20 protein-coding genes and 1 pseudogene are annotated in these 18,354 nt (G+C 71.5%); 12 read left to right on the forward strand and 9 right to left on the reverse strand.

Annotation, left to right across the window (positions count from 1 at the left end; genetic code table 11):
• Positions 1 to 184: 184 nt before the first annotated feature.
• Positions 185 to 1,094: pseudogene (locus ABZ848_RS46520) on the reverse strand (helix-turn-helix domain-containing protein).
• Positions 1,095 to 1,156: 62 nt separating this feature from the next.
• Here ABZ848_RS46520 and ABZ848_RS46525 point away from each other — a divergent pair.
• Positions 1,157 to 1,975: a phytanoyl-CoA dioxygenase family protein gene (locus ABZ848_RS46525; RefSeq protein WP_360842283.1), complete on the forward strand. Its 819-nt coding sequence runs from the start codon at positions 1,157 to 1,159 to the stop codon at positions 1,973 to 1,975.
• On the opposite strand, the gene ABZ848_RS46530 is transcribed toward ABZ848_RS46525, so the two are convergent.
• Positions 1,976 to 2,947, reverse strand: a complete 972-nt coding sequence (locus ABZ848_RS46530; protein ID WP_360842285.1) for an aldo/keto reductase — start codon at positions 2,945 to 2,947, stop codon at positions 1,976 to 1,978.
• Between the two features lie 326 nt (positions 2,948 to 3,273).
• Between ABZ848_RS46530 and ABZ848_RS46535 the strand changes: the two genes are divergently transcribed.
• The 7 genes from ABZ848_RS46535 to ABZ848_RS46565 all read left to right on the forward strand — a co-directional run bounded on the left by ABZ848_RS46535 (position 3,274) and on the right by ABZ848_RS46565 (position 10,787).
• The gene (locus ABZ848_RS46535; protein ID WP_360842403.1) at positions 3,274 to 4,557 is read left to right on the forward strand and encodes an ABC transporter substrate-binding protein; all 1,284 of its coding nucleotides are present in this window, start codon (positions 3,274 to 3,276) and stop codon (positions 4,555 to 4,557) included.
• A gap of 23 nt (positions 4,558 to 4,580) precedes the next feature.
• Positions 4,581 to 5,546 (forward strand): sugar ABC transporter permease, encoded by a 966-nt coding sequence (locus tag ABZ848_RS46540; protein WP_360842287.1) that lies wholly within the window; start codon positions 4,581 to 4,583, stop codon positions 5,544 to 5,546.
• The gene (locus tag ABZ848_RS46545; protein WP_360842291.1) at positions 5,543 to 6,364 is read left to right on the forward strand and encodes a carbohydrate ABC transporter permease; all 822 of its coding nucleotides are present in this window, start codon (positions 5,543 to 5,545) and stop codon (positions 6,362 to 6,364) included. The genes ABZ848_RS46540 and ABZ848_RS46545 overlap by 4 nt, the downstream gene beginning before the upstream one ends.
• Entirely contained in the window at positions 6,361 to 7,308 is a 948-nt protein-coding gene (locus ABZ848_RS46550; RefSeq protein ID WP_360842294.1) for a sugar kinase, read from the forward strand. The genes ABZ848_RS46545 and ABZ848_RS46550 overlap by 4 nt, the downstream gene beginning before the upstream one ends.
• Positions 7,308 to 8,609 carry an alpha-glucosidase/alpha-galactosidase gene (locus ABZ848_RS46555; RefSeq protein ID WP_360842298.1) on the forward strand — a complete coding sequence of 434 codons (1,302 nt, stop codon included), beginning with the start codon at positions 7,308 to 7,310 and terminating at the stop codon, positions 8,607 to 8,609. The genes ABZ848_RS46550 and ABZ848_RS46555 overlap by 1 nt, the downstream gene beginning before the upstream one ends.
• A gap of 124 nt (positions 8,610 to 8,733) precedes the next feature.
• On the forward strand, positions 8,734 to 9,579 hold the full coding sequence (locus ABZ848_RS46560) for a hypothetical protein (RefSeq protein ID WP_360842301.1): 846 nt from the start codon (positions 8,734 to 8,736) through the stop codon (positions 9,577 to 9,579).
• A gap of 383 nt (positions 9,580 to 9,962) precedes the next feature.
• Entirely contained in the window at positions 9,963 to 10,787 is an 825-nt protein-coding gene (locus ABZ848_RS46565) for an alpha/beta hydrolase (RefSeq protein WP_360842304.1), read from the forward strand.
• An 18-nt stretch (positions 10,788 to 10,805) separates the two neighbouring features.
• On the opposite strand, the gene ABZ848_RS46570 is transcribed toward ABZ848_RS46565, so the two are convergent.
• On the reverse strand, positions 10,806 to 11,333 hold the full coding sequence (locus ABZ848_RS46570) for a flavoprotein (RefSeq protein WP_360842306.1): 528 nt from the start codon (positions 11,331 to 11,333) through the stop codon (positions 10,806 to 10,808).
• A 31-nt stretch (positions 11,334 to 11,364) separates the two neighbouring features.
• Entirely contained in the window at positions 11,365 to 11,826 is a 462-nt protein-coding gene (locus ABZ848_RS46575; RefSeq protein WP_360842309.1) for a nuclear transport factor 2 family protein, read from the reverse strand.
• Between the two features lie 109 nt (positions 11,827 to 11,935).
• Here ABZ848_RS46575 and ABZ848_RS46580 point away from each other — a divergent pair, with 109 nt between their 5' ends.
• Positions 11,936 to 12,484 carry a TetR/AcrR family transcriptional regulator gene (locus ABZ848_RS46580; RefSeq protein ID WP_360842405.1) on the forward strand — a complete coding sequence of 183 codons (549 nt, stop codon included), beginning with the start codon at positions 11,936 to 11,938 and terminating at the stop codon, positions 12,482 to 12,484.
• A gap of 3 nt (positions 12,485 to 12,487) precedes the next feature.
• On the opposite strand, the gene ABZ848_RS46585 is transcribed toward ABZ848_RS46580, so the two are convergent.
• Together ABZ848_RS46585 and ABZ848_RS46590 are read right to left on the reverse strand one after the other, a co-directional pair.
• A complete protein-coding gene (locus tag ABZ848_RS46585) occupies positions 12,488 to 12,694 on the reverse strand; it encodes a ferredoxin (protein ID WP_360842312.1) in 207 nt (68 codons plus the stop codon).
• Positions 12,695 to 12,707: 13 nt separating this feature from the next.
• The gene (locus tag ABZ848_RS46590) at positions 12,708 to 13,907 is read right to left on the reverse strand and encodes a cytochrome P450 (protein WP_360842315.1); all 1,200 of its coding nucleotides are present in this window, start codon (positions 13,905 to 13,907) and stop codon (positions 12,708 to 12,710) included.
• A 273-nt stretch (positions 13,908 to 14,180) separates the two neighbouring features.
• On the opposite strand from ABZ848_RS46590, the gene ABZ848_RS46595 reads away from it, so the two are divergent.
• Positions 14,181 to 14,633 (forward strand): nitroreductase family deazaflavin-dependent oxidoreductase, encoded by a 453-nt coding sequence (locus tag ABZ848_RS46595; protein WP_360842318.1) that lies wholly within the window; start codon positions 14,181 to 14,183, stop codon positions 14,631 to 14,633.
• A gap of 59 nt (positions 14,634 to 14,692) precedes the next feature.
• Here the strand turns inward: ABZ848_RS46595 and ABZ848_RS46600 are convergent, their stop codons facing one another.
• Positions 14,693 to 15,673, reverse strand: coding sequence for a cation diffusion facilitator family transporter (locus ABZ848_RS46600; protein ID WP_360842321.1), 981 nt, complete (start codon positions 15,671 to 15,673; stop codon positions 14,693 to 14,695).
• Between the two features lie 95 nt (positions 15,674 to 15,768).
• Here ABZ848_RS46600 and ABZ848_RS46605 point away from each other — a divergent pair, with 95 nt between their 5' ends.
• On the forward strand, positions 15,769 to 16,782 hold the full coding sequence (locus tag ABZ848_RS46605; RefSeq protein WP_360842324.1) for a glutathione S-transferase C-terminal domain-containing protein: 1,014 nt from the start codon (positions 15,769 to 15,771) through the stop codon (positions 16,780 to 16,782).
• Between the two features lie 31 nt (positions 16,783 to 16,813).
• Positions 16,814 to 17,128: a DUF4235 domain-containing protein gene (locus ABZ848_RS46610; protein ID WP_360842327.1), complete on the forward strand. Its 315-nt coding sequence runs from the start codon at positions 16,814 to 16,816 to the stop codon at positions 17,126 to 17,128.
• Between the two features lie 9 nt (positions 17,129 to 17,137).
• On the opposite strand, the gene ABZ848_RS46615 is transcribed toward ABZ848_RS46610, so the two are convergent.
• The gene (locus tag ABZ848_RS46615; RefSeq protein ID WP_360842330.1) at positions 17,138 to 17,530 is read right to left on the reverse strand and encodes a VOC family protein; all 393 of its coding nucleotides are present in this window, start codon (positions 17,528 to 17,530) and stop codon (positions 17,138 to 17,140) included.
• A 77-nt stretch (positions 17,531 to 17,607) separates the two neighbouring features.
• The gene (locus ABZ848_RS46620; protein ID WP_360842332.1) at positions 17,608 to 18,309 is read right to left on the reverse strand and encodes a helix-turn-helix domain-containing protein; all 702 of its coding nucleotides are present in this window, start codon (positions 18,307 to 18,309) and stop codon (positions 17,608 to 17,610) included.
• Between the last annotated feature and the right edge of the window lie 45 nt (positions 18,310 to 18,354).

Genomic DNA, 18,354 nt, shown 5'->3' on the forward strand with positions numbered 1-18,354 from the left:
ACATCGCCGCCGCCCTACGGCATCACGCACGCGACACCGACCGCCCCATCAACCTGCTCCTGACGGCGTGATCAACGACTTTGCCGGAGCCCTGGTATTCAGCTGGCCGCATGCCGACTCGATGCTCAACCATTGAACTACCTCCCCCACCACACAGGCTGCCGTTCGCCACGGCTGCCCCGCCTCACGTCCCAACCATTGAGCCACTTGTCCGGTACACGCCAGGCGGTACTCCATAGCGCGTGCGGAAGACACGGTTGAAGTGGAACGGGCTGACGAACCCGGAAGCCGCCGCCACCCGGTCCACCGACAGGTCGGTGCTCTCCAGGAGTCGCGCGGCGTGTCGCAGCCGGGCCTCGCGCAGGGCCCGCATCGGGGACTGGCCAAGCTGCTGGGTGAACAGATGGGCGAGGCGGGACGGCGACAGGGAGACGCTCTCGGCGAGCGAGCGGACGGTGTGCGGGGCCCCCGGGTCGGCGGCGATCAGCGCCTCGGCCCGGCGCACCCGGGCGTCGACACCGGGCACGGGTGCCGGAGGGCGAGCGGTGGCGGCGGTGAGCAGGACGACCTCCTCCAGTGAGGACAGGGCGAGTTCGCGGGCCGCAGTGCCGTGCGCGACGGCGACCCGGTCGTCCGCCGGGGCGGTGGTCGCGGGCGGCGGCTCGGTGCCGGTCCAGCGGGCGTCGGCGAGCATCCGCCGGAAGGCCGCCTCGATCCGCCCGTGCAGCGCGACGGGGGTCGGCGTGACGAGGTACAGGGCCGTCGCCGGTGTCGTACGGGCGCAGCCAGGGTGTCCAGGAGGGGCGGGCCTGGCAATGTGCCCACCAGAACTGCCAGTTGGGGGCGCCGGGTTCGACCGCGTACTGGTGGCGGACGCCCGGCGCGAGCACGACCAGGTCCCCGGCGCCGGCCCGCGCCTCCGCGGCGCCCTGGCGCACCCGGCCGCCGCCGCCCGTGGTCCAGAGGAACAGCCAGCTGTCGGCGCCGCCGGGCCGGTTGATGCCATAGCCCGGCAGCTCGTCGTAGCGGCCGGTCACCACCAGGCCGGGTGGCGGCGCAGCAGCCACGGGCAATCCGTCAGCGTTCACGGGCATCCTCCTGGAGCGGGCGTCGGCCTAGCGTTCCGGGTGTGGGAACCCGAACGAGGAGTGGAAGCATGACAGTCACGGACAACGACGCCACCGGCACCCCCACCCTGACGCGGAGCGGGCTGAGGCAGTTCCAGGAGGACGGCTTCACCGTCGTACACGGACTTTTCGGGTACGACGAGATCGAGCGCCTCTGCGCGGAGTTCGAGGCGCTGCACGCGGCCGGGCCGGTGCCGGGGCACTTCCAGCCGCGCGAGTCGGCGGACCCGCTCGCCGCGTATCCGAGGGTGATGCATCCGCACGAGATCAACGACCGGGCCCGGGGCGTGCTGCTCGACGCGCGGCTGCGAAGTGCCCTGGAAGCGCTGCTCGGTGAGGAGGTGCTGGCCGCGCAGAGCATGTTCTACTTCAAGCCGCCGGGGGCGCGCGGGCAGGCGCTGCACCAGGACAACTTCTATCTGCGGGTCGAGCCGGGCACATGTGTGGCGGCCTGGGTGGCCTGCGACGTGATCGACCGGGAGAACGGCGGCCTGGAGGTCGTACCGGGAACGCACCGCATGGACCTGTTCTGCCCGGAGGAGGCGGACGAGCGGGTGTCCTTCGCGCGGGAGTACGTGCCCCCGCCGCCGGGGCTCGCGGCCGTGCCCGTCGACATGGCGCCGGGCGACGTGCTGTTCTTCAACGGCAGCCTGGTGCACGGCTCGGGGCCCAACCGTTCGGCCGACCGGTTCCGGCGGTCCTTCATCGGGCACTACGTGGGGCGGTCGGCGGAGCGCGTCGGCGTGTACTACCGGACCCTGACCATGAGCGGCGACCGTGTCGTGCTGCCGGAGAGCGAGGGTGCCGGTCCGTGCGGCACGGAGTTCGCACCGCACGGACCGCACTAGTCAGCTGTGCCCGACGATCGGGTGCGGGGCGTACGGCTGCTCCAGCTCCTCGATCTCCTTGTCGCTCAGCTCCAGTTCGACCGCGGCCGACGCGTCCTCGATGTGGTGCGGCTTGGCGGCGCCGACGATCGGTGCCGCCACCGTGTCCTGGTGGAGGAGCCAGGCGAGGGCGACCTGGGCGCGCGGCACGGCACGGTCGTTCGCGATGCGGGTGACCGCCTCGACGATCGTGCGGTCGCCCTCCGGGTAGAGGCGGCTGCCGAAGTTGTCGTTGGCGCTGCGCTCGGTCACCGTGCCCCAGTCCCGGGTGAGCCGGCCGCGGGCCAGCGGGCTCCAGGGCAGCGCGCTCACGCCCTGGTCGGCGCAGAGCGGCAGCATCTCGCGCTCCTCCTCGCGGTAGAGGAGGTTGTAGTGGTTCTGCATGGACACGAACTTGGTCCAGCCGTGCCGCTCGGCGGTGTACTGCATCTTCGAGAACTGCCAGGCGTACATCGAACTCGCCCCGATGTAGCGGACCTTGCCCGCCTTCACCAGGTCGTGCAGGGCCTCCATGGTCTCCTCGACCGGGGTGTGCGGGTCGAAGCGGTGGATCTGGTAGAGGTCGACGTAGTCGGTGCCGAGGCGGCTGAGGCTGTGGTCGATCTCGGCGAGGATCGTCTTGCGGGACAGGCCCGCGCCGTTCGGTCCGGGCCGCGTCCGGCCGTGCACTTTCGTCGCGAGCACGATCTCGTCGCGGTTCGCGAAGTCGCGCAGCGCCTTGCCGACGATCTCCTCGCTGGTGCCGTCGGAGTAGACGTTGGCGGTGTCGAAGAAGTTGATCCCGGCCTCCAGCGCCTGCCGGATGAGCGGACGTGACGCCTCCTCGTCGAGGGTCCACTCGTGCACGCCCCGGTCCGGGAGGCCGTAGGTCATGCAGCCCAGACAGATCCGCGACACGTCCAGGCCCGTCGAACCGAGCTTCACGTACTGCATCGTTGCTGCTCCTGCCTTCGGGGTGGGGTACCAGTTCGGAGCGTACGTGGTTCCCTCCCCCGGGCCGCCGCTTTCCAGGCCCCTCTTGACGGCGGGCGGCACCCGGCGCTTTCATCCTGGACACGTGCCGCCGCGCGCAGCGGGGCACTCAGAGGTGCGCCCAGCCGGTAGCGGACGAGCTCCAAGTCCGGCCAAAGTCGCCAGGACCGACCGGACACCCGGTCCGAGGCGGGGTCGTACCCGCGATTGATGGAGCGGACATGCCCGTCAAGGGTGTCTACCGCGTCGGAGGTCCCGGGACGACCGTCGGCGCCTGTGTTCCCGGAATGTCACGCCGTCGGCTGTTGCTCGGCGCGGCCTCGGCCGCCGCCCTGAGCGGCTGTGCGGGCGGCGCCTCGGGCGGCGTCGGAGCCGACGGCAGGGTGACCGTGGAGCTGTGGCACGGGCAGGCCGACACGGCGCGCAAGGCGGTGGAGGCGCTGGTCGCCGAGTTCAACCGCACGCATCCGACGATCCGGGTCGACCCGGGCGGCGGCGGGGTGATCTCCGACGCGATGCTGCAGAAGGTGACCGCGGCGCTCGCCGCCGGCTCGTACCCGGACGTCGCCTACATCTTCGGCTCGGACCTGGCGAACATCGCGCGCAGCCCGCGCGTGGTCGACCTGACCGACGCGCTGCACCATGGCCCGACGCCGTGGAACGCGTACTGGAAGCCGGTGCGGGACGCGGTCACCGTCAACGGCCGCATCCGGGCGGCGCCCGCGCTGCTCGACTCGCTCGCCGTCGTCTACAACCGCAAGCTGTTCCGCCGGGCCGGTGTGCCCTTCCCGGAGGCCGGCTGGTCCTGGGACGAATTCGCCGCCACGGCAAAGGCGTTGACCGACCCCGGCCGCGGCGTCTTCGGCACCGGCTGGCCCGGCACCGGCGACGAGGACACGGTGTGGCGGCTGTGGCCGATGATCTGGGACCTCGGCGGGGACGTCGTCGCCCCCGACGGCAAGCACATCGGCTTCGCCGAGGAGGGTGTACGGGCGCTCGGGACCCTCGCCCGGCTCGCCGCCGACAAGAGTGTGTACGTCGACCCGAAGCCGGGCGGCGAGCAGATGTACCAGGCCTTCCAGAGCGGCCGTATCGGCATGGTCGGGACCGGGCCCTGGAAGCTCCCGGACATCGTCGAGGCGAGGATCGACTACGGCGTCGTACCGCTGCCGACGTACAGCGGGCGGGCGGTCACCATCTCGGGGCCCGACACCTGGACGGTGTTCGACAACGGCTCGGCCCGCTCACGGGCGGCCGTGGAGTTCGTGCGCTGGATGACCGAGCCCGCCCAGGACGTGCGCTGGGACGCCTCGGCGGGCAGTCTGCCGCTGACCACGACGGCCGCGAAGCTGCCCGGGTGGCGGCGGTACAGCGCCGGCACCACCGGCCTCGACGTGTTCACCGACTCGCTGTCCTCGGCCCGGGTGCGGCCCGTGCACCCCGCGTACCCGCAGATCTCCCAGCCGCTCGGCGAGGCGATCGTGTCCGTCCTGCTCGCCCAGGACTCCCCCGCACACGCCCTGCGCAGGTGCGCCGACAAGGCCGACGCGGCCCTGCGGATCCCCAGGTGACTTCCCCGGTACGGGAGACCGTCATGTCCACACTGCCCCGCGCCCTCACCCTCCCGCCGCCCACCGCGGCGGAGGTCCCCGCCGCGGCCCGCCGGGCCGCCCGTCGCCGCGCCCGCCGTGAACGGGCCACCGCCTGGGCCTTCATCGGCCCCTCGGTCGTGGTGATCCTCGGCCTGAGCGTGGTCCCGGTCGTCTGGTCCCTGCTGCTGTCCTTCCGGGCGGACGACCTGGTGACGCCGAGCCGCTGGGTCGGTCTCGACAACTACCGCGCCCTCGCCCAGGACCCGGGCTTCCGTACGGCGGTGGGCAACACGCTCCTCTACACCGCCCTGTACGTGCCGCTCAGCCTGGTCGGCGGGCTCGCCCTGGCCCTCGCGCTCAACCGCCGGATCCGCTTCATCGGCCTGTACCGGACGCTGGTGTTCATCCCGTTCGTGGTGTCGGCGACCGCGCAGGGCGTGCTGTTCTCCTTCATCCTCGACCCGGAGTTCGGCGTCGCCAACGCGCTCCTGCACCACCTCGGCATCTCCTCCCAGGGTTTCCTGACCGATCCCGGGCAGGCGCTGTATCTGCTGGTGCTGATCTCCCTGTGGAGCGGCGTCGGGTTCTGCGTCGTCGTCTATCTCGCCGCGCTCCAGGACGTGCCGCCCGAACTCGTCGAGTCCGCCCGCCTGGACGGCGCGAACCGGCGGCAGGTGCTGCGCCATGTCACGCTGCCCGCGCTGACGCCGGTGACGGTGTTCCTGCTGCTGTGGGAGTGCATCACTGCCCTTCAGGTCTTCGACCTGATCTACGTGACGACGAAGGGCGGGCCGCTCGGTTCGACGACGGTCGTCGTGTACTTCGTCTGGCAGCAGGCCTTCCAGATGTTCACCGCCGGGTACGGGGCGGCCGCGGCCTACGTCCTGGCGGTGGCGCTGCTGGTGGCGGGCGGCGCGCTGCGGATCGTGCGGCGCCGGCAGGTGCGTACGGAAGGAGCCGCCCGATGAACGCGCGCAGGTCGGGTCTCGGCTGGCATCTGCTGCTCGCGCCGATCGCGCTGGCGTTCGCGGTGCCGTTCGTGTGGCTGGTGCTGAGTTCGGTGATGTCGGACGCCGAGATCAACCGGTTCCCGCCGGCGCTGTGGCCCAAGGGCATTCATCTGGACGGCTACCGGTACATGCTGGGCAACGCGCTGTTTCCGCGCTGGTTCGGCAACTCGCTGATCGTCGCCTCGGTGGCGGTGCTGTCGAACCTGCTGCTCGGGGCGCTCGGCGGCTATGCCTTCGCCCGGATGCGGTTCGGCGGGTCGCGGCTGATGCTCGGCCTGATGCTGGCGACGATGGTCGTGCCGTTCCAGCTGACGATGATCCCGACCTTCCTGGTGATGAAGTGGCTCGGGCTGATCGACACCCTGGGCGCGCTGATCCTGCCGTCGCTGGTGACGCCGTTCGCGGTGTTCCTGTTCCGGCAGTTCTTCCTGTCGCTGCCGCGGGAGATGGAGGAGGCGGCCTGGATCGACGGGTGTTCACGGCTGCGGGTGCTGTTCTCGATCGTGCTGCCGCTGTCCCGGCCCGCGCTCGCGACGGTCGCCGTGCTGACCTTCCTGACCACCTGGAACGACCTGACCTGGCCGCTGATCGCCATCAACCACGACACCCAGTACACGCTCCAGCTGGGCCTGACCACCTTCCAGGGGCTACACCACACCAAGTGGTCGGCGGTGATGGCGGGCAACGTCATCACGGTGCTGCCGGTGCTGGTCGCGTTCCTGCTGGCGCAGAAGACGTTCGTGCAGTCGCTCACGTCGAGCGGGATCAAGGGGTGACCGAGGTGTCGTACGACCTGCTGGTGATCGGGGACGTCAATCCCGATGTGGTGGTCGGGCCGGTGACGGGCGGGCTCGCCTTCGGGCAGCGTGAACAGCTCGTGGAGCACGGCCGGTTGGTGCTCGGCGGGTCCGCGGCGATCATGGCGTGTGGGGCGGCGCGGCTCGGGCTGCGGGTGGCGTTCGCGGGGCGGGTCGGCGACGATCCGGCGGGGGCGTTCGTCCGGCAGGCGCTGGTGGCGCGGGGCGTGGACGTGAGCCACCTCGTCGTGGATCCCCAACTCCCCACCCCCCTCACGGCGATCGTGACCACCGCCGACGGCGACCGGGCCATCCTCACCTCGCCGGGCTGTCTGGCCGCGACCGGCCTCGAGGACGTGCCGGCCGGGCTCCTGGCCGCCGTCCGACATGTCCACTCCGCGTCCTTCTTCCTGATGCCGCGCCTCGCCCGCTCCCTGTCCGAGGTCTTCGCCGAGGCCCGCGCACACGGGGCGACGACCTCGCTGGACACCAACGACGACCCGGCGGGCAGCTGGGACCGCGCCCTCCTGGACCCGGTCCTGAAGGTGACCGACGTCCTCCTGCCGAACGCGGCCGAGGCCCGCGCGCTGTCCGGCGAGGCCCAACTGACCCATGCCGCGGCCGAGTTGACCCGGTACGGCCCGACCGTCGTCGTGAAGGACGGGGCGCGGGGCGCCCTCGCCCACACCGGAGCGGAGTCGCTGCGCGTCGCCGCCGTGCCCGTCGAGCCGGTCGACGCCGTGGGCGCGGGCGACAGCTTCGACGCCGGGTTCGTCGCCGCGCGGCTGCGCGGACTCGATCTGCGCGCGTCCCTGGCGGTGGCCGTCGCCTGCGGCTCGCTGTCGACGCGCGCCCACGGGGGTACGGCGGCACAGCCGACGTGGGACGAAGCGTGTACCGCCACCGAGCCGAAAGGGACTTGATGAAGATCGCCTTCGTGGGGGCGGGCAGCGTGGTGTTCACGCAGGGCCTGCTGGCCGACCTGTTCGCCTTCCCCGAACTCGCCGACGTCAGTGTCGCGTTGCACGACATCGCCCCGGAGCGGCTGGCCACGGCGGAGGGCGCCGCCCGCCACATCGCGGACGTACGGGGAGTGAAACCGGTGATCTCCGCGCACCTGGACCGGCGGGCGGCGCTGGCGGACGCCGACTTCGTCGTCAACATCGTCCAGGTCGGCATGGCCTCGGCCACCCGCACCGACTTCGAGGTCCCGGCGCGCTACGGACTGCGCCAGACCATCGGCGACACCCTCGGAATCGGCGGCATCTTCCGGGCGCTGCGCACCTTCCCGGTGCTGCGCGGTATCGCCGAGGACATGGCCGAACTCTGCCCGGACGCCCACCTGTTGAACTACACCAACCCCATGGCGATGAACGTCCTCTACCTCAGCCGCATCGCCCCGCGGCTGAAGGTCACCGGCCTGTGCCACTCGGTGTACTGGACGATGCACGACCTCTCCGCCCTGGTGGACGTGCCGTTCGAGGAGGTCTCCTACCTCGCCGCCGGCGTCAACCACCAGGCCTGGGTGCTGCGCTTCGAGCGCGCGGGACAGGACCTGTACCCGCTGCTGGACAAGGCGATCGCCCGCGACCCCGGTCTGCTGCGCCGGGTCCGGGTGGACATGTACCGCAGGCTCGGCCACTACCCGACCGAGACGAGCGAGCACTCCTCCGAGTACGTGCCCTGGTATCTGCGCCACGACAGCGAGATCGAGCGGCTGCGGCTGCCGGTCGGCGCCTATCTGGGGATCGTCGAGGAGAACGCGGCGAGCTACGAGCACACCCGTGAGGCCCTCGCCGCGGGGCGCCCGCTGCCGGTGGAGGGCACCCTGGAGTACGCCCCGCAGATCATCCACTCGATCGCCACGGGCACACCCCGCACGGTGTACGGCAATGTCCCCAACCGCGGCCTGATCGACAACCTCCCGGCCGACTCGGTGGTCGAAGTGCCGTGTCTGGCGGACGCGTTGGGCGTCCAGCCGACCCGCGTCGGCACGCTCCCGCCGCAGTGCGCGGCCCTGAACCGGTCGTACGTCTCCGTCACCGACCTGGTGGTCCGCGCGGCCACGGACGGCGACCCGCGCCACATCCGGCACGCGGCGATGACCGACCCGGCGACGGCGGCAGCGCTGCCGGTGGAACGGATCTGGGACCTGTGCGACGACCTCGTACGGGCACACGGGGAGCTGCTGGCGCCGGAGCTGCGGGAGGTGCTCGGGCACTGATGGTTGCTGCCCCCAGGTGACCGTCCGGCGTGGGAGCGGTCGGGGGGTCCGTCGGGTCCCGCATTCTCGGCGCAGGTGACCGGTGGTCGGCCGGTCGTGGCTCTGCGGGAGGAATCCGGTGCCGATGACGAAGCTCAGGACGCTGCTCGGAGCGGCGGTGCTGCCGCTCGCCCTGATCACCCCCGCGTGGGGCAGCCCCGCCCCGGCTCCGGCGCCTACGGCTGATGGTCCGTCAACCATGTGTGCCGAGGCGGGAGTTCTGCGGGGTGCGTATGGGCAGAAGGCCTCGGTCAGTCTCTGCGCGGGCAGCGGCAGCCCGGTCATGGCCGTGTCGGCGCCGGCGAACTGCCACCGGCTCGGCGCGGCCGACGGTCTCGCCTGTCTCACCTCGGGCACGTGGACCGCGCGACGGGACGGCGCGGTGGTCGCCTCGGGGCGGCTGCCGGGCTCGGGCGAGTATCCCGGTCCGGGGACGTACGACGTCGAGGCCGACGTCCGGGTGCGGTCCGCGCCGGCCGGCCTGGACCTGCACGGCACCGTCCACGCCAGGCTCACCCTGACCGCGCCCAAGCCGCTGGCCACGCACCGCATCGAGGTCGACCACGGCACCCTGCGACGAGGCTCGGCGACCACACTGACGTACCGGATCCACCGCGACAGCGAACAGGGCGACGGCAGTGCGCGGTTCGGGCTGATCGGCGAGGAGGGCTCCGGAGTGGAGCTGACCACGGACGACCCGCGCTGTGTGAACCCGCTGATCGGCCGTTACCCGGCCACGACCCGTCAGCCGCATGCCCTCGACTGCGCGCTCACCGACCTCCAGCCGGGGCACCCCGCGACGGTTGTCGTACGGGCGGTGGTGACGGGCTCGTGCTCCACCGTCGTGTCGAAGTTGGGCTACTGGATGCCGCAGGGACAGGCCCTGTACACGGGCGGCATGCTGGCGGGGCCGACGGTCGGGTGCGTTTGAGATCCGTACTCACGTTCCCGGGACAGACGTGTCATGAAATTGGTTGAATGACGGGGCTTCACGAGAACTGCCGAAGGGCGTCGTCGTGATCCTCAAGGGACGGTTCCGGGAACGTGAGCGGCTCGACGACCTCGTCACGGCGCTGCGCAAGGGACTGAGCGGGGTCGTGGTGCTGCGGGTTCTGAGGGTGGCGGGGGTCGAGCCCGAGTCCGGTTTCCCGTTCGATCTTCCGGAAGCTCGACGTCACCTCACGGCGGCAGCTGCGGCAGCTGCCGGGCCTCTGAGGCGGGTCACGACTACGCGCCGCACGGGATACGGGGTGCGCCGGGCCGTACGAGGATCGGCGCGTCGGACACGTCCGTCCCGCACAACGGGAGGCTCACATGCCGTACGTCACCGCAGCCGACGGGGCCGAGATCTTCTACAAGGACTGGGGCGCGGGCCGCCCCGTGGTGCTCAGCCACGGCTGGCCGCTCAACTCGGACAGCTGGGAGGCACAGCAGCTGTTCCTCGCCTCGAACGGCTTCCGCGCGATCGCGCACGACCGGCGCGGGCACGGCCGCTCCACGCAGACGTGGAACGGCAACGACATGGACACCTACGCCGACGACCTGGCCACCCTGATCGACACGCTCGACCTGCGGGACGTCACGCTCGTCGGGTTCTCCACCGGTGGCGGCGAGGTCGCGCGCTACGTCGGCCGGCACGGCACCACGCGCGTCGCCCAGCTGGTGCTGGTCTCCGCCGTCCCGCCGTTCATGCTGAAGACCGACGACAATCCGAGCGGGGTGCCGGTCGAGGTGTTCGACGGGCTCCGCGCCGGTTCGCTGGCCGACCGCTCGCAGCTCTACCGGGACCTGGCCGACGGGCCGTTCTTCGGCGACAACCGGCCCGGCGCCACCGTCTCGCAGGGCACCCGGGACGCCTTCTGGCGCCAGGGCATGGAGGCGGGTCACCGCGGCGCCTACGAGTGCGTCGCCGCGTTCTCCGAGACCGACTTCCGCCGCGACCTCGACGCGGTCGACGTACCGGCGCTGGTGATCCACGGCGACGACGACCAGGTCGTACCCATCGACGTCGGCGGCAGGGCGTCGGCGGCCCGGCTCAAGAACGCGTCGCTGAAGGTGTATCCGAGCGCGCCGCACGGCGTCACGGACACGCGCAAGGAGCAACTCGGCGCCGATCTGCTGGAGTTCCTCAACTCCTGACCGGACGGCGGGCGCCGCTCACCCGAGCAGGTCCAGCGCCCGCTCCCACCCGAACTCCGGTCGTACGCCGTCCTCCCCCGCCTCGCCGGAGTACGGCTCCCCGAACCGCACGCCCATCCCGCGCAGCCGGATCAGGCTCTCCCGGTACGCGGGGTGGGCCGCCAACGCGTCGGCCACGCACGGGAGTACGGCCACCGGGACGCCCAGGCCGTACGTCTCGCACAGGGTGGCGACGGCGAGGGTGTCGGCGAGACCCGCCGCCCACTTGTTGACCGTGTTGAAGGTGGCCGGCGCGACCACGACCGCGTCCGGCGGCGGGAAGGGGCGGGGGTCGCCGGGCATCCGCCAGGCCGAGCGTATGGGGCGGCCGGTCTGTGTGCGCACGGCGTCCGTGTCGAAGAAGCCGTTCATCGCCACTGGTGTGGCTATCACGCCGACCTCCCAGTCCCGCTCCTGCGCGGCGGTGATCAGCTTGCTGACCTCCGCGGCGATCCCGGCGGCGCAGACGACGACGTAGAGGAAGCGTTTCCCGGCCTGTTCGGTCATCCGGGCACCTTATGCGAGGGGGCCCGCCACCCTAGGCGAGAGGGAAGGACTCCCCGCGCTCGGACTCCGGCCTCGGTCCGTGGATCCGGCGCTCCTTCTCCTCGATCGGCACGTCGTTGATGCTGGCCTCGCGGCGGGTCATCAGGCCGTGCTCGTCGAACTCCCACAGCTCGTTGCCGTACGAGCGCCACCACTGGCCGTCGGCGTCCCGGCACTCGTACCGGAAGCGGACCGCGATGCGGTTGCCGTCGAAGGCCCACAGGTCCTTGCGCAGCGCGTACTCGTGCTCGCGCGCCCACTTGGCGGTCAGGAAGCCGACGATCTCCGCGCGGCCGGTGACGAAGACGGAGCGGTTGCGCCACACCGAGTCCTCGGAGTAGGCGAGCGCCACCTTGTGCGGATCACGGGTGTTCCAGGCGTCCTCGGCGGCCTGCACCTTCTGCGCGGCGCTCTCCCTGGTGAACGGGGGCAGGGGCGGGCGGTCGGCGGCCATGAGTCCTCCTCGGCTCGGAAACAGCGGAGAACGTGCGTTCTCCGGCTGGCTGCTACCGTAGGAGAACGCTCGTTCTCACGTCAAGGAGAGGTCGTACGGCATGGCCGTCATGGACAGCGCAGCCGCCCGGGAGCAGGCGCTGGACGCCGCCGAGGAGCTGTTCTACGGGCGGGGCATCCAGTCCGTCGGCATGGACGACATCCGCGGTGCGTCGGGGGTCTCGCTCAAGCGGCTGTACCAGTTGTTCCCGGCCAAGGAGCAACTGGTGGAGGCATACCTGGAACGGCGCGACCTGCGCTGGCGCGGACGGCTCGCCGAGTTCGTGGCGCGGCGCGAGGATCCGCGGGAGCGGATCCTCGCCGTCTTCGAGTGGCTGGAGGGGTGGTTCGGCGAGGACGGCTTCCGCGGGTGCGCGTGGATCAATTCGTACGGTGAGCTGGGGGCCACCTCGGACCGGGTGGTGGCCCAAGTGCGGGCGCACAAGCAGGCGTTGCGGGACTATCTCGCCGGGCTGGTGGCGGACGCGGGGCTGCCCGGCGCTGTGGCCGGGCAGCTGTTCCTGCTCGCCGAGGGCGCGATGGTGACCGCCGGCATCACCGGGAGCACCGAGCCCGCCCGGGAGGCGCGCGAGGCGGCCCGGGCGCTCATGGCCCGCTGACCGTCAGCCCTCCGCCACGGTGATGGCACCCACCGGGCAGGCCCGGGCCGCCTCCCGCACCATCGGGTCGCCGCCGCCGTCCTCGCGGCCCGGCAGCAACGTGCTGAATCCGTCGTCGTCCTGGGTGAAGACGTTCGGGGCGGCCAGGGCGCACTGCCCGGCGCCGATGCAGACGTCCCTGTCGATCTCGATACGCGTGTCGGTGTGCATGACCTCGAGCCTCTTACCAGGTCACGGGGAGTTCCAGCATCCCCTGGATCGTGTCGCCGGGTTTGAAGGGGATCTCGTCGGCCGGGGCGGCCAGGCGCAGCTCCGGCAGTCGGTGGAAGAGGGTGCGCAGGGCGATCTCCATCTCGGCGCGCGCCAGGTTCTGGCCGAGGCACTGGTGGATGCCGAAGCCGAACGCGACATGGTGGCGGGTCGGCCGGTGCCAGTCGAGGGCGTCGGGCTCGGCGTAGACGTCCTGGTCGCGGTTGATGACCGAGGTGGAGAAGACCACCCCGTCGCCCGCCCGGATGGTCGTGCCGCCGGCGTCGATGTCCTCGGTGGCCCGGCGCAGCAGTCCGTCGGCGATGGACAGCATGCGCATCAGCTCCTCGACCGCGGCGGGCAGCAGCTCCGGGTCGGCGCGCAACTCCGCCAGTTTCTCCGGGTGCTGGAGGAGGGTGAAGGTGCCGAGGGAGATCATGTTGGCGGTCGTCTCATGGCCGGCCACCAGCAGGATGGTCGCGAACGAGACGACCTCCTGGCGGTCGAGGACCCCTTCGCGCAGCTGCTGATGGACGAGTTCGTCGAGCACGCCCTCGCCGGGTTCCGGCTGCTTCTGCTTGCGGTCGATCAACTCCTCGAAGTATGCGTCGAGTTGACCCCGTGCGTCCTGAACGTCCTCGACCGCCGGGCCGCGCAGCAGCCGGCGCGACTGCGCCTCGAAGAAGTCGTGGTCGGCGTAGGGGACGCCGAGCAGGGCGCAGATCACCATCGACGGCACGGGCAGCGCGAAGGCGTTCACCAGCTCGGCGGGCGGCCCCTGCGCGACCATCGCGTCGATGCGTTCGTCGACGATCCGCTGAATCTGCGGGCGCAGTTCCTGGGCGCGCCGGAGGGTGAAGCTGGGCACCATCATCCGCCGCTGGGTGCGGTGTTTCGGGTCGTCGACGCCGAGCAGCGCGACCCTCCGGTTCTTGACCGCCGAGAACCGCTCGGTGGGCGCCGGGAAGTCGGGGTGGGTGCGGTCGGTCGACAGCCGCTGGTCGGCGAGCAGTTCGCGGGCGAGGGCATGACCGGTCACCAGCCAGGCCGGACGGCCGTCGTAGAGCGTGATCCGGGCCAGCGGGCGGGCGGCGCGCAGCGGGTCGTAGGCGGTGGGCGGGTGATAGGGGCAGGTCCGGTCCTGGGGGAAGGCGACGGGTTCCGTTTCCGTCATGGAAGACCTCGCAGACGAAGAGAGCGTCGTGCAGATCTTCATTAGATGCCCGGGGCATCTATGGGGCACCGAGAAGTTCGGCCAGATCGGTGGTGCGGCCGATCTGGCCGGGGATGCTCGCTCAGGCATCGGAACCGGTAGTCGGGCCCGGCCGGTTCGGGGTGAACCTGGCGTGATACGTGCGGACGAGGTGGCCGACGGCGGATGAAACGCGTCCGGTTCGGTGTTGAGTAGGAGCGATCAGCCGTACGCCTCGACGATGGGACGGATGCCATGCCTCTTGAGGGCGAGTACGAACCGAGTCCGGCGCAGTGGGTGCGTGACCAGGTGGAGCTGTACGAGAGCTCCGGCGGCACCAAGGGGACGACCCTGATGGACACGGGAATGCCGGTGATCGTGCTCACGACCCGTGGTGTGAAGAGCGGCAAGATCCGCAAGACGCCGCTGATGCGGGTCGAGCACGACGGCCGCTACGCGATCGTGGCCTCGCAGGGCGGGGCGCCCAAGCACCCGGTCTGGTACCACAACGTCAAGGGAGATCCGCGGGTCGAGCTCCAGGACGGGCCGGTGAAGCAGGAGATGACGGCCCGTGAGGTGACCGGCGTGGAGAAGGCCGAGTGGTGGGAGCGTGCCGTCGCGGCCTATCCCCCGTACGCCGACTACCAGAAGAAGACGGACCGGGAGATCCCGGTGTTCGTGCTGGAGCCGGTCGCCGGGGGCGAGTGAGCCGAAGAAAAATCTTCCGGCGCGGGTGCATAAACCTGTTCGCGTCGGGAAGCCGTGCGTCAGGCCCCGCCGCGTTCCCCCGTCGCGGCGGGGCTCTCCCGTGCCTCGCCGGCCGGCCGGTCGGTGATGTCGAGGAAGATCTGGTCCGCCTCGGGGACGGTGTCGGAGACGGTCCGCTTGATGCGTACGGCGACCTCCTCGACCCGTTCGCTGTCCAGGCCGGGCATCAGGTCGACGCGGGCGGCCACCAGAGCCGTGTCGAGGCCGGTCTTCATGGTGAACAGCGCCTCCACGCTGTCGATCTCGGGCTGCTCGGCGAGCAGGTCCCGGATCCGGTCGGCCGCCGCGGTGTCGGCGGCCTCGCCGATCAGCTGGTCGCGGGCCTCCCGGCCCAGGGTGTAGGCGACGTAGACGAGCAGCGCGCCGATCGCGAGCGAGGCCGACGCCTCCCAGACCACCTGCCCGGTGACCATGTGCAGGACCATGCCGACGGCGGCCAGCGTGACGCCGAGCACCGCGGTGCCGTCCTCGGCGACCACCGTGCGCAGCGCCGGGTCGCGCAGGCCCCCCTTGCCGCCCTGCCGGCGCACCTGGTGCAGGGCCCGCAGCAGTGAGACGCCCTCGGCGACGAAGGCGACGCCCAGCACGATCAGACCGGCCGCATAGCCGCTGAGCTTCTCCTCGGCGCCGTTGCGCAGCGCCTCGAAGCCCTGGAAGAAGGAGAAGCAGCCGCCCATGACGAAGATGCCGACGGCCGCGAGCAACGACCAGAAGAAGCGTTCCTTGCCGTAGCCGAAGGGATGCCGTTCGTCGGCGGGGCGGCGGCTGCGGCGCAGCGCGGCCAGCAGGAAGACTTCGTTGAGGCTGTCGGCCACCGAGTGCGCGGCCTCCGACAGCAGGGCCGGGGAGCCGGCGACCAGCCCGCCGACCGCCTTGGCCACCGCGATCACCAGGTTGGCCGTGAGGGCCACCAGCACGGTGACCCGGGTGCGCCGGTCCGACTTCTTTTCCGAGTGCTTGTCCGAGGTTGTCCCGCTCACCTTCGCCGACTGCCCCGCTCGGGTCGGCTCACACCGTGCGGGCGGCGGAATTCGGGGAACGCGGCAGTCAGACGAGCACTGCGCAGGGAGGCACCATGGGCGTCGGGGGCAACGACACGTACGGCAGGAAGGCGTTCAAGCGGTCCAAGAGCCACTTCACGGACCGGATCACCGCGGACGGCCGGGACGGCTGGCCGGTGGCGGCGGACCGCTACCGGCTGGTGGTCAGCCGGGCCTGTCCGTGGGCGAGCCGGGCGGTGATCTCACGGCGGCTGCTCGGTCTGGAAGGCGCGCTGTCGATGGCGATCGCCGACCCGATCCAGGACGACCGCAGCTGGCGCTTCACCCTCGACCCGGACGGCCGCGACCCGGTGCTCGGCATCCGCTACCTCGCCGAGGCCTACGACAAGCGGGAGACGGACTACCCGGGCGGGGTCAGCGTCCCGGCGATCGTCGACGTACCCAGCGGGAAGCTCGTCACCAACGACTACCAGCAGCTGACGCTGGACCTCGCCACCGAGTGGACCGCGCTGCACCGCGAGGGGGCACCCGAGCTGTACCCGCGGGCGCTGCGCGACGAGATCGACACGGTGATGGCCGACGTCTACGAGGACGTCAACAACGGTGTGTACCGGGCGGGTTTCGCCACCGGCCAGGAGGAGTACGAGGCCGCCTGCGCCGGTGTCTTCCGGCGGCTGGAGCTGCTCGAACCGCGCCTGGCCCGGCAGCGGTATCTCGTCGGCGACACGATCACGGAGGCGGACATCCGGCTGTTCACCACCCTGGTCCGCTTCGACGCCGTCTACCACGGCCACTTCAAGTGCAACCGCTGGAAGCTGGCGGAGAACCCGGTGCTGTGGGCGTACACGCGTGACCTCTACCAGACGCCCGGCTTCGGTGACACCGTCGACTTCGACCACATCAAACGGCACTACCACCAGGTCCACACCGGCATCAATCCGACCCGGATCGTGCCCCTGGGCCCGGACCTGTCCGGCTGGCTCGCTCCCCATCACCGGGAGGAGCTGGGCGGCCGGCCGTTCGGCGACGGGACACCGCCGGGGCCCGTGCCCGCGGGTGAGGAGGTTCCGGAGCAGGGGCGTCCATGACGACGCGTCCGTGACAACGAAGGAGGCACACATGGCCAAGAACAAGAAGGCCAAGAAGAAACTGAAGCTGCCCCTCGCCTACAAGCCGCTCGGCTTCGCCATGGGGTGGCTGAGCGGGGCGGTGGCGGGGCTCGCCTTCCGCAAGACATGGATGGCGATACGGCACGAGGAGGACGCCCCCGACGCGCTCGACCGGGACCGCGGCTGGGGGGAGATCCTGCTGGCCGCCGCGGTCCAGGGGGCGATCTTCGCCGTGGTGCGCAGTGCCGTGGACCGCGGCGGCGCGAAGGCCATCGAGCGCTCTACCGGTGTGTGGCCGACCGACGACAAGGGCGGCCGGGACTGACGCCGGGGCTCAGCCCTGCTTGGGTGCCGTCGGGGTGACGCGGCGCAGGGTGAAGGAGTGGCCCGCGGGGTCGGCGTAACCGCGCGCCTCGAAGGGCCCGGACGCGTCCTTGGTCTCCAGCGGACGCCCGCCCAGCTCCACCACCTTGCGCTCCGCCTCGTCCAGGTCCGTGACGACGAACTCCAGATGCGCCTGGAGGGAGTTCTCGGGGCGCGGCCAGCTGGGCGGTGTGGCGTTCACATCGCGGCGGAAGGCCAGCCGGGTGCCCTCGGCACCCCTGATCTCCACGCGGTTGGCGGACGCGTCCGTCTCCTCGGCATCCAGGAACTCCTTGTAGAACACGGCGAGTTTCTCGGGCTCGGCGCAGTCCAGCACCACGAAGCCCGCTTCCACCACTGGCATGTCTCCTCCGAACGGTCCGGGGCGCGGCACGGTCGTGCCGCGCGCCCGCCTCTTCCGGATATCCAGGTCCGGCCGTTTCAGTCCGCGACCAGCCGCGCACGCGCCGCGCTGAGCAGCAGGTCCAGGGCGGCCGGATAGGAGCTGCGGCCCATGTCCGCGACCAGATGGCGGGCGGTCGCCGCGATGTGCGGATGGGTGTCGGCGGGCAGCCGGGCATAGGTCGCCCGCCATACGTCGTCCTCCGCCTCCTGGGCCGGCTTCGGCATGGCGACGGTGGCCGAGTCCAGGGCGCCGAAGGCGAGGGCCTGGTCGACGAAGGCGTGATAGACGCGCACCGCCTCGGCGTCCGGGAAACCGGCTCCGCGCAGCACACCCAGAATCGCCTCGACGGCCTGGATCTCGTACGCCCGCCCGGTCACCCGGTAGGAACTCAGCACCGCCGCCCGGGGATGCGCGAGGGCGCCGGCGTGCATGCGCAGGCCGAGGTCGCGCAGGTCGGCGACCCAGTCGCCGGTGGGCCGCCAGCTGCGCATCGTGCGGCCGATGAGCTCGTCCGCGATGGCCAGCATCAGGTCGTCGGTGTGCCGGAAGTACCGGTACAGGGAGCTGGGGTCGGCGCCCAGGGCGCGGCCGAGGCGGCGCACCGACAGGGCGTCGGCGCCGTGCTCCTCGATCAGGCGCAGGGCGGTCTCGACGATCAGCTCCTCGGACAGGACCACGCCCTGCTTGGTGGGGCGCCTGCGCCGCCGGGCGGCGGGCGGGACGACGCGCTCGCTCATGGTCTGCCTCCATCGGGGCCGGTGCCGGTGCCCGCACCTTATGAC

The organism is Streptomyces sp. NPDC047081 (genome assembly GCF_040643775.1).
GTDB lineage: Bacteria > Actinomycetota > Actinomycetes > Streptomycetales > Streptomycetaceae > Streptomyces.

Excerpts from the sequence above, each read along its gene's own strand:
- ABZ848_RS46525 (WP_360842283.1), top strand. The coding sequence starts at position 1,157 with ATGACAGTCACGGACAACGACGCCACCGGCACCCCCACCCTGACGCGG.
- ABZ848_RS46530 (WP_360842285.1), bottom strand. The coding sequence starts at position 2,947 with ATGCAGTACGTGAAGCTCGGTTCGACGGGCCTGGACGTGTCGCGGATC.
- ABZ848_RS46535 (WP_360842403.1), top strand. The coding sequence starts at position 3,274 with ATGTCACGCCGTCGGCTGTTGCTCGGCGCGGCCTCGGCCGCCGCCCTG.
- ABZ848_RS46540 (WP_360842287.1), top strand. The coding sequence starts at position 4,581 with ATGTCCACACTGCCCCGCGCCCTCACCCTCCCGCCGCCCACCGCGGCG.
- ABZ848_RS46545 (WP_360842291.1), top strand. The coding sequence starts at position 5,543 with ATGAACGCGCGCAGGTCGGGTCTCGGCTGGCATCTGCTGCTCGCGCCG.
- ABZ848_RS46555 (WP_360842298.1), top strand. The coding sequence starts at position 7,308 with ATGAAGATCGCCTTCGTGGGGGCGGGCAGCGTGGTGTTCACGCAGGGC.
- ABZ848_RS46560 (WP_360842301.1), top strand. The coding sequence starts at position 8,734 with ATGACGAAGCTCAGGACGCTGCTCGGAGCGGCGGTGCTGCCGCTCGCC.
- ABZ848_RS46565 (WP_360842304.1), top strand. The coding sequence starts at position 9,963 with ATGCCGTACGTCACCGCAGCCGACGGGGCCGAGATCTTCTACAAGGAC.
- ABZ848_RS46570 (WP_360842306.1), bottom strand. The coding sequence starts at position 11,333 with ATGACCGAACAGGCCGGGAAACGCTTCCTCTACGTCGTCGTCTGCGCC.
- ABZ848_RS46575 (WP_360842309.1), bottom strand. The coding sequence starts at position 11,826 with ATGGCCGCCGACCGCCCGCCCCTGCCCCCGTTCACCAGGGAGAGCGCC.
- ABZ848_RS46580 (WP_360842405.1), top strand. The coding sequence starts at position 11,936 with ATGGACAGCGCAGCCGCCCGGGAGCAGGCGCTGGACGCCGCCGAGGAG.
- ABZ848_RS46585 (WP_360842312.1), bottom strand. The coding sequence starts at position 12,694 with ATGCACACCGACACGCGTATCGAGATCGACAGGGACGTCTGCATCGGC.
- ABZ848_RS46590 (WP_360842315.1), bottom strand. The coding sequence starts at position 13,907 with ATGACGGAAACGGAACCCGTCGCCTTCCCCCAGGACCGGACCTGCCCC.
- ABZ848_RS46595 (WP_360842318.1), top strand. The coding sequence starts at position 14,181 with ATGCCTCTTGAGGGCGAGTACGAACCGAGTCCGGCGCAGTGGGTGCGT.
- ABZ848_RS46605 (WP_360842324.1), top strand. The coding sequence starts at position 15,769 with ATGGGCGTCGGGGGCAACGACACGTACGGCAGGAAGGCGTTCAAGCGG.
- ABZ848_RS46610 (WP_360842327.1), top strand. The coding sequence starts at position 16,814 with ATGGCCAAGAACAAGAAGGCCAAGAAGAAACTGAAGCTGCCCCTCGCC.
- ABZ848_RS46615 (WP_360842330.1), bottom strand. The coding sequence starts at position 17,530 with ATGCCAGTGGTGGAAGCGGGCTTCGTGGTGCTGGACTGCGCCGAGCCC.
- ABZ848_RS46620 (WP_360842332.1), bottom strand. The coding sequence starts at position 18,309 with ATGAGCGAGCGCGTCGTCCCGCCCGCCGCCCGGCGGCGCAGGCGCCCC.